This is a genomic window from Lysinibacillus sp. BF-4 (genome assembly GCF_000743635.1).
GTDB classification, from domain to species: domain Bacteria; phylum Bacillota; class Bacilli; order Bacillales_A; family Planococcaceae; genus Metalysinibacillus; species Metalysinibacillus saudimassiliensis.
Window position 1 is genome coordinate 1 of record NZ_JPUW01000058.1, and the last position, 8,109, is coordinate 8,109.

Here is an 8,109-nt window from a genome sequence, read left to right on the forward strand (position 1 = left end):
TCCCAGCCTCTTTTTTGATGTTCATTAAAATATATACGGGTTTTTATTTTGGTTAAATCATATTTTTATTATTTTCGACAAATCAGCCATATCTACATTGCCACCTGAAATTACCGCAACAATGTTTTTACCTTCGAATGGTAGCTTATTAAACATGCAAGCTGCAATAACGGTTGCGCTTGAAGGCTCGATCAATTGTTTCATACGTTCTAACACAAAAGTAAAGGCTTCTTTGATTTCTTCCTCTGATACGAGTACAATTTCGTCTACATATTTTTGAACAACCGGGAAGGTACAATCTCCTGGTTGAATGGTGCGTAAGCCATCCGCAATCGTTGTAGTACCTGCAATTGCTGTAATGGCGCCGTTTTGTAGTGATAAGTACGTATCATTTGCACTAACAGGCTCCACGCCAATGACTTTGATTGCGGGGTTGCTTTCTTTAATGGCTGTCGCAATACCTGAAATTAATCCTCCGCCGCCAATCGGTACAATAACAGCGTCTATGTTGTCGAGTTGTTGTAAAATTTCGAGCCCAATCGTGCCTTGCCCTGCCATAATTAATGGGTCATCATACGGTGGAATAAACACGCCATTCTCCGCTTCGGCAATGGCTTTTGCCCGTGGTATACGATCTGAAGACAAATAACCGCATTTTTCGACAGTGCTATTATAACCTTCAATTGCGCCAACCTTACAAGCACTTGCATCCTCAGGTACTACAATTTTTGCTTTAATACCTAAAGCTTGCGCAATATAGGCAACAGCTTGCCCGTGATTACCTGACGAAGCGGCTGTTACATAATTTGCGCCATCTGCTACAGCCTGCGTTACTTTGTTAGCTGCACCCCTAATTTTAAAAGCGCCTGTTTTTTGAAGGTGCTCACTTTTTAAGTAAATCGTATTGCCACAGCGCGCATTTAGCTGACCTGATGTCAATAATGGTGTCGTATGAATATAAGGCGCAATACGTGCTTGCGCTTCAATAATGTTTTGCTTCGTTAACATAGTCATCCCTCCACCGCAAAAATAAAGTCAATTTCGACTGGTGTATCACTTGGTAACTGCGCTACGCCAACTGCGGTGCGTGCATGACGACCCGCTTCGCCAAAAATACGTGTTAATAGCTCACTCGCACTATCTAGTACAATAGATGGTGCCGAAAAAGTCGGTGAAGTTTGGACATAACCTGTCACCTTAAGTACCTTTACGACCTTATCAAGTGAACCAATCTCAGCCTTAAGCGCACTCAAAGCTTTAAGCACACACACCTCAGCAAGCTCTTGTGCCTGCTCCACACTAACAGCTCCCCCAACCTGTCCTGTATAAGGCACTTCGCCGTCCACACGTGGCACTTGACCACTAATATAAGCGACACCGTTATGCACTGTTACAGGTACATAATGAAACAGCGGCTTTGCTGGTGCTGGTAATGTTATCCCTAATTGTTGTAAACGTTGTTCAATCATCCATCCTTCTCCCCTTTTACATTGTAATTGTAAAGCCTTTGTCCCCTTTAATCAGCTGCCAGTTACTTGATAGCATTTGACTAACCTGTACTTGTTGCTCATCAGTAAGTTGAAGCGCCGTAATTGCGCTGTCTGTGACGATAAAATCTGTGCCTTTTTGTAAGGCAAAGCGCTTAGCTAATAAATTAGTTAAACCAGGCATTGTAATATACGAAATGTTATAATCTCCCGCTAGCGCATGAGTGAATGCCGCTTCGTCTGTCGCAAGTTTAGCTAGCTCCTCCATTGGCCACTCACTAATGAGTGTTGCCCACTCTCCTATTTGTTGGTCTTTTACTTGCTGTAAAATCTCCTCGTTACTTAACTCCTCTTGCAAGGCAAGTAGCTCATAGGCTTGTAATAAATTAATCGTTGTCATTGTAAAACACTCCTTATTTTAAGCGACGTTTACGTTCGTCAAGTACCCATTTACGAGCATAGCCGAAGCGCTCAATCGCATCTTGAACATCTTCTATTTGTGCGCGTTGTATAACAGCATAGCGCAAATCTGTTGCACGCACTGTAAAGCCCACGTCTTGTGAAATGGTCTGAAAAATACGCTCTACCGTTTTAACAGTAATGGGTTTACCTTGTACATTGGCATCACTTTGCCAAATATACGAAGAATCCGTCGTGCGCTCCAATTCAAACTCGGCCATTAGCATTAAATAATCCGCAGGGACCTCAAGATCACGATAACTTTTACCCCGTAAAAGACGTACCTTTTGCTCATCATGTCGTAAATGTTGCCATTGCATACGCACAAGCTCTGCTGGCTTACAACCTAATGTTAAAAAAGTAGTAACAATTAGTTGATTACGACGTGCGATACGGTAGCGCTCATCTGTATCTGCATACGCAAGGTAATGATCCCAAACACGCGCAATACGTTTGAGTTGGTCATCACTTAGTGCGGCAATTTCCTTTTTGGGTACTGTTTTTGGCACTAATATACTGAGGTATGCCTCACTCGTAATCCATTCACGTAGTAGTGCAAAATGTGAGAAGCGGCGTAAACACGCTACTTTTCGGTTATAGCTTGTTTCTTTTTCGTAGGCTTCGTCTAGATGGTTGATGTACGTATATAAAAAGTCATTATACGTCGCTGCCTCAAAGGTTAGCTCGTGTTCTTTAGCGAAAGCAACGCACTGTCTAGCATCAATTGCGTATTGCTTTTGTGTAGATTCGCTCATATTTAATTGGCGTAAATGAATTAAAAATGCATCCCAAGCTTGTTGAAAGCTCACCATATCGTCACCTTCCTTACGTTATAGTTTGTCGGATAATAGTATAGCAAATATTGTGAGAAAAATGAAATAGTTTGTCTTGAAACGTTAAAAGCGGCATAAGTGAAGCAAAATTTTTACGGTAAATCTGTTACACTGTTATATAATAGAAGGAAGGGAGTTTTATTCATGCAAGTTAAAACGTTACACTTAGAGGCAGAGGAAGCAAAAATTATTTATCAGGAGACGGCGGGCTTAGCCATTATTACCATTTCTCGACCACAGGCGAAAAACGCATTAACCGCAAATATGTGGGCACAACTACGTACCATTGCACTGCAAGTGTTAGACAACCCTAAAAATAAAGTATTACTCATTCGTGGTAAAGGCGAAAACTTTACAGCAGGCTCTGATATTAAGGAGTTTAACGCGATTTCATTAGATAAGGCGGAAGAAGCGTTTGTGCATATGGAACGCACGATTTCGACAATTGAACGCCTACCTATCCCAACGATTGGCGTAATTAATGGTCCTGCGATGGGTGCAGGCTTAGAGTTAGCACTAGCTTGTGACATCCGCATTGGCTCTGAAAAAGCAAAAATGGGCATCCCAGTGGGCAAGCTCGGCATTACGCTAAATAATAAATTTGCGCAACGCTTAGTACAGCTAATTGGCCCTTCAGCAACCAAGGATTTTGTTTTTACGGGGCGTATGTATAAAGCGGAAGAAGCCTTTCGTGCAGGTATGTTAAATTATGTAGTAGCGGAAAAGGATTTACAAAAATATATGATTCGTATGGGGAAATTAGTAGCGGGTATGTCACCTGACTCTCTGTTAGCTGTAAAGCAATCTGTGCAAGAGTGTGTAGACAGTGTACCTAAATTATGGGAAGGCTCGACACCATTTGTCGGTAATGATTTTACAGAAGGCTGTGCAGCTTTTGTAGAAAAACGCCAACCTAACTTCACACGTAACAATTAAAAAAACAGGTGGGCTTATGCCCATCCTGTTTTATTTTTCTTCTAATTGAATTTGTGATTGTTGTTGCTCTTGCTCAGCAATAATCGCATAATCACGGTCACCTAACGTGTCGCCTTGTGCGCGGTCACGCTTTAGCTCTTTTGTACCTGTTGTAATATCATCAAGCGGCGTGTAACTTTGGTTAACCTTATCGCCCTTTACTAAATTAATGACTACGCGCACGATTGCCCATAGTAAGGCAAGTGGTAATAATAAAACCCCAATAATACGAATCATCATAGCACCTCTTTATTTTACTTCCATTATACCATAATAATGGTCTTTTTTACCGCGCAACTACTACAAACTAAAAAGTCTCCTTACAAGAAGGAGACTACGCGTTATTCTTTATCCCAATAGGCAGTGTTTTTTAAGCCCGGGATGTTTTTAGCAATAAAGACAGGATCCTGTCCTTTTGTTTTTTGACGAATATAATCGACAAGTGCCGCATACGCATACTTTGCCAAGTATAAAATCGCCACAAAGTTCGTCATGACCATTAGCGCCATAAATAAATCCGCTAAGCCCCAAACGAGTTTTAAACTTGCGACAGAACCAAACGTAATCATAGCTACTGCTGCACAGCGATAAATAAATACAGCTGTTTTGCTTTTTTTAATAAATTCAATATTTGTTTCACCGTAATAATAGTTACCAAGCAGTGAACTAAAAGCAAATAAGAAAATTAACACGGCAAGGAAGCTATTTGCCCAAGGCCCAATTTGTGAGCTTAGGGCCGCTTGAGTAAGCTCGATGCCTTTTAAATCCGTTGTTTCGTGTACGCCAGAGCATAGTACAATAAATGCAGTTGATGTACAAATTAAAAAAGTATCGACAAATACGCCAAGTGCCTGAATTAAACCTTGCTTAACAGGATGCGATACATCGGCTGTTGCCGCGGCATTTGGTGAGCTACCAATACCCGCTTCAGTCGCAAATAACCCACGCTGAATACCAAACTTCATGGCAGCACCAATACCGCCACCAATCACTTGGTCCATACCAAAAGCACCTTTTACAATGCTGAGTAATACTTCAGGCATAACTGTAATATTTGTGATAACAATAAATAAAGCTACTACAATATAAACAATAGCCATTGGCGGTACAATTAACGACGAAATCGTAGCAATACTACGAATACCCCCGAAAATAATTACCGCAACAAGCCCTGCTAATATAAGTCCCATTACCATACGGTCAATCGAAAAGGCATTTTCAAATGCGATAGTTACCGTGTTGGCCTGCACTGAGTTAAAAATCAAACCATACGTCACGGTAATTAATAAAGAAAACCAAATGCCCATGCCTCGGCTATTCATGCCGCGCTCCATATAGTACGCTGGGCCACCGCGGAACGAACCGCCATCTGGCACTTTATAAATTTGTGCAAGTGTACATTCAATAAAACTTGTGGCAGCACCAATGAGTGCAATCATCCACATCCAAAAAATCGCGCCAGGGCCACCGTAATAAATCGCGATAGCTACCCCCGCTAAGTTACCAATACCAATACGTGCCGCAGCACTAATGCAAAACGCCTTAAATGGTGAGATGCTATCCTTATTACTTTTTTTGCGGTCAAAACCTTTCGTAATTAAGCGCATCATTTCGCCAAATAAACGAAACTGCACGAGCTTTAACTTATACGAAAAGTACAAGCCTACGCCCATTAATAAAATGAGTAGCAAATAGCTCCAAAGGAAATCATTAATGGCGGCTACAGCATTGTTAAACGTCTCTACCATGTTGTGCACTTCCTTTTTCTAGAATACTAAAAAGTATAAAGGAGTGCGTGCGATTTCGCTATTTATTCGTGGTATTTCGATGTTTTTTTGTACAAAGTCGAGAAAATTACAACGTCTTTGTATAATGCTGCATCATATCTGCTATCATCCCGACTTTTTTTATACAGTGCCTTTGCTGGTGCATTAGTGGGCATTGTTTCAAGCGTGACGTAGCATGCACCTTGTGCTTTAGCAAAGCGAAAAACTTCTTGTAAGAGTTGTTCACCTAAGCCTTTATTGCGGTACGCGGCAGTCATATACATGTCATTTAAGATAAAAGCCTTTTGACACTGCAAAGACGAAAACACAGGATACAGTTGCACAAAGCCGATGGACATACCACCGTCCTTCATGACAAGTGCTACTGACTCACCTTGTGTAATACGGTCATGCAAAAATTGGCGCGCGGCCTCCGTTGGTACTTGGTCATAAAAAGCGCGGTAAGCTTCAAATAATAACTCAATTTCTTGTGGGTCCGTTACTTGATTAATTGTAATCATTCGATTTTCCCTACTTTACAGTTAATGGTGTCTGCAGTAAAGCCAAAAGTCGTAAGCATGGCTTGCTGTAGTTTTTGCTGAAGTGCGGTAATATCTGCAGGCAAGTTATAGCGTACAGGTGCTTGGTAGATGAGTTTTAGCTCTACAACAAACTCACTCGTTGTTAGCACTTTAAGCTGCTCTACTCTCGCAATATGCGGGTGGTTTTCGGCAATATAGCGCACAAGTTGTGGGTATACACGCTTATGTACATTGACCGTTTGTTGATGAAAGTCAGGATGAACGATTGTTGTTTCGCCGATTTTAACGCGCTTTGGCGAAAAAATATCCCATCCTTTTTTAATCAACTTTTTAAAGAAGTTTTGGCTCACTTGGTCAGAGGATACGGGCATAACATGCTTACCTTCTGTTTCACGTACAAATTTGGCACGGCGGATTTCATTTTCACTACGGATGTCTGTTACATAAAAGTAGCGATCAATCTCCCCAAGCTCAAGCGCTTGCGCAATGGTACGCGTCATTTTATCAGACGTACCAATGACTAAAATGCTGTCCACCTCATATTTAGCAAGTGCAGCTTTCACTTCCTCGGCATGTGCGCGCTCATTAAAAATAGCGCGGCGTACGGCAGTAACCGTGTTTTTTTCGAATTTAGCAGACGTGCCTGCGACGCGTTTACCTCGCACAATAAGTAGCCCGTCATCAATCATGGCGTCGAGTTTATGCGTATGAGCAAACGCTACTGCGCTCGTGCTTTTGCCTGTGCCACTTGCGCCACTTAATGAATATACTTTCATTGACTAAACTCCTTTTTCACATAAAGTTGTTATGCTATAATAATACAATACTTCGGATAAATTGTCCGAAAATTTAAGTAAGGAGTGTCAGCTTTTGAATATTGAACCAGCAAAGCGCATGGCTTTATTCGCACCATCTATTTTTAGCGATTTAAAAGACTTTGCCAACCAACAAAAGGCGAACGGAACAGACTTAATTGATTTAAGTCTAGGTAGCCCAGATATCCCGCCACACGAAGACATTAGAAATTTACTATCGGAAGAAAGCGCACTAGCCACTTCTTACGGTTATACGCTAACAGGCACACAGCACTTTTACGAAGCGGTTGCACGTTACTATAAGCGCCGCAGTAATGTCACACTAGACCCTACAACTGAGATTGTTCAAACCATGGGCTCTCAAGAAGGCTTAGTTCATTTACCAATGGCCTTTTGCGATCCAGGTGATGTAATTTTAACAACGAACCCTGCGTATGTTGCGTATGATTCGGGCATTCATGCCTCTGGCGCAACACCCTACTATATGCCTCTTACTAAAGAAAATGATTACTTACCAGATTTAGACGCTGTCCCTGAAACCATCGCTCAGCGCGCCAAGCTACTCATTTTAAATTTACCAGGTAACCCTGTCCCTGCGATGCCATCTATCGCATACTTTACTAAAGTCGTTGCCTTCGCAAAAAAATATAGTATTATGGTACTGCATGATGCGGCTTACTCTGAGTTTTACTTTAAGGGAGATGCACCACTTAGCTTCCTACAAGTTGAGGGCGCAATGGATGTCGGTATGGAAATTAACTCCCTATCTAAAAGCTTTAGCCTTGCAGGTACACGCATTGCCTATATTGCAGGTAACGCCGAAATGATTTCGATTATTCGCAATTTTAAATCAAATATGGACTTTGGTATCTTCCAACCGATCCAAAATGCGGCAGCCTATGCCCTAGACCACGCAGAGCCAATTACAGATAATTTACGCGCTGTATTTTCGGAGCGTCATAAAGTATTAATGCAAGGTTTAGAGCAAATTGGCTGGGAAGTTGCCCCGTCACAAGGTGGCATGTTTGTATGGGCAAAATACCCGTATGACAAGGATTGCACTGATTTCGCCTTTGAATTAATCGAAAAACTTGGCGTCGTTACTGTACCAGGTACAGTATTTGGTACAGCAGGCGAAGGCTTTTTACGTCTAGCACTTGTGCAACCAAAAGAACGTCTACAACAAGCCGTTGCACGTTTAGCAACCCTATAAATCAACAAAGAGGCTGGGA

Annotated in this window: 10 protein-coding genes; 2 read left to right on the forward strand and 8 right to left on the reverse strand. The window is 41.8% G+C overall.

Going from position 1 to position 8,109, the window contains the following annotated elements:
* Window positions 1–57: 57 nt before the first annotated feature.
* Genes CH76_RS12650 through CH76_RS12665 form a run of 4 tightly spaced genes read right to left on the reverse strand, consistent with a single transcriptional unit; the run spans window position 58 to window position 2,758 of the window.
* A complete protein-coding gene (locus CH76_RS12650; protein WP_036147003.1) occupies window positions 58–1,008 on the reverse strand; it encodes a threonine/serine dehydratase in 951 nt (316 codons plus the stop codon).
* Between the two features lie 2 nt (window positions 1,009–1,010).
* Window positions 1,011–1,469: a RidA family protein gene (locus tag CH76_RS12655; protein ID WP_036147006.1), complete on the reverse strand. Its 459-nt coding sequence runs from the start codon at window positions 1,467–1,469 to the stop codon at window positions 1,011–1,013.
* Between the two features lie 16 nt (window positions 1,470–1,485).
* Window positions 1,486–1,887 (reverse strand): hypothetical protein, encoded by a 402-nt coding sequence (locus CH76_RS12660; RefSeq protein ID WP_036147009.1) that lies wholly within the window; start codon window positions 1,885–1,887, stop codon window positions 1,486–1,488.
* Between the two features lie 13 nt (window positions 1,888–1,900).
* Window positions 1,901–2,758, reverse strand: a complete 858-nt coding sequence (locus CH76_RS12665) for a site-specific integrase (protein WP_051910367.1) — start codon at window positions 2,756–2,758, stop codon at window positions 1,901–1,903.
* A gap of 165 nt (window positions 2,759–2,923) precedes the next feature.
* On the opposite strand from CH76_RS12665, the gene CH76_RS12670 reads away from it, so the two are divergent.
* Window positions 2,924–3,715 carry an enoyl-CoA hydratase/isomerase family protein gene (locus CH76_RS12670; RefSeq protein WP_036147012.1) on the forward strand — a complete coding sequence of 264 codons (792 nt, stop codon included), beginning with the start codon at window positions 2,924–2,926 and terminating at the stop codon, window positions 3,713–3,715.
* A gap of 30 nt (window positions 3,716–3,745) precedes the next feature.
* Here the strand turns inward: CH76_RS12670 and CH76_RS12675 are convergent, their stop codons facing one another.
* The 4 genes from CH76_RS12675 to CH76_RS12690 form a co-directional block, all read right to left on the reverse strand.
* Window positions 3,746–3,991: a hypothetical protein gene (locus CH76_RS12675; protein ID WP_036147013.1), complete on the reverse strand. Its 246-nt coding sequence runs from the start codon at window positions 3,989–3,991 to the stop codon at window positions 3,746–3,748.
* 104 nt (window positions 3,992–4,095) lie between these two features.
* Window positions 4,096–5,502 (reverse strand): sodium:alanine symporter family protein, encoded by a 1,407-nt coding sequence (locus tag CH76_RS12680; RefSeq protein ID WP_036147014.1) that lies wholly within the window; start codon window positions 5,500–5,502, stop codon window positions 4,096–4,098.
* Between the two features lie 62 nt (window positions 5,503–5,564).
* Complete coding sequence (locus CH76_RS12685) at window positions 5,565–6,041, reverse strand: GNAT family N-acetyltransferase (RefSeq protein ID WP_051910368.1); 477 nt, start codon at window positions 6,039–6,041, stop codon at window positions 5,565–5,567.
* The gene (locus CH76_RS12690) at window positions 6,038–6,838 is read right to left on the reverse strand and encodes a hypothetical protein (RefSeq protein ID WP_036147015.1); all 801 of its coding nucleotides are present in this window, start codon (window positions 6,836–6,838) and stop codon (window positions 6,038–6,040) included. Before CH76_RS12690 ends, CH76_RS12685 begins: the two co-directional genes overlap by 4 nt.
* Before the next feature lie 94 nt (window positions 6,839–6,932).
* Here CH76_RS12690 and CH76_RS12695 point away from each other — a divergent pair, with 94 nt between their 5' ends.
* On the forward strand, window positions 6,933–8,090 hold the full coding sequence (locus tag CH76_RS12695; protein WP_036147017.1) for an aminotransferase class I/II-fold pyridoxal phosphate-dependent enzyme: 1,158 nt from the start codon (window positions 6,933–6,935) through the stop codon (window positions 8,088–8,090).
* Window positions 8,091–8,109 lie beyond the last annotated feature (19 nt).

What these genes read in the sequence shown, in the direction of transcription:
- CH76_RS12655 (WP_036147006.1), bottom strand. Translation starts at nt 1,469, where the DNA reads ATGATTGAACAACGTTTACAACAATTAGGGATAACATTACCAGCACCA.
- CH76_RS12670 (WP_036147012.1), top strand. Translation starts at nt 2,924, where the DNA reads ATGCAAGTTAAAACGTTACACTTAGAGGCAGAGGAAGCAAAAATTATT.
- CH76_RS12665 (WP_051910367.1), bottom strand. Translation starts at nt 2,758, where the DNA reads ATGGTGAGCTTTCAACAAGCTTGGGATGCATTTTTAATTCATTTACGC.
- CH76_RS12675 (WP_036147013.1), bottom strand. Translation starts at nt 3,991, where the DNA reads ATGATTCGTATTATTGGGGTTTTATTATTACCACTTGCCTTACTATGG.
- CH76_RS12690 (WP_036147015.1), bottom strand. Translation starts at nt 6,838, where the DNA reads ATGAAAGTATATTCATTAAGTGGCGCAAGTGGCACAGGCAAAAGCACG.
- CH76_RS12650 (WP_036147003.1), bottom strand. Translation starts at nt 1,008, where the DNA reads ATGTTAACGAAGCAAAACATTATTGAAGCGCAAGCACGTATTGCGCCT.
- CH76_RS12680 (WP_036147014.1), bottom strand. Translation starts at nt 5,502, where the DNA reads ATGGTAGAGACGTTTAACAATGCTGTAGCCGCCATTAATGATTTCCTT.
- CH76_RS12685 (WP_051910368.1), bottom strand. Translation starts at nt 6,041, where the DNA reads ATGATTACAATTAATCAAGTAACGGACCCACAAGAAATTGAGTTATTA.
- CH76_RS12660 (WP_036147009.1), bottom strand. Translation starts at nt 1,887, where the DNA reads ATGACAACGATTAATTTATTACAAGCCTATGAGCTACTTGCCTTGCAA.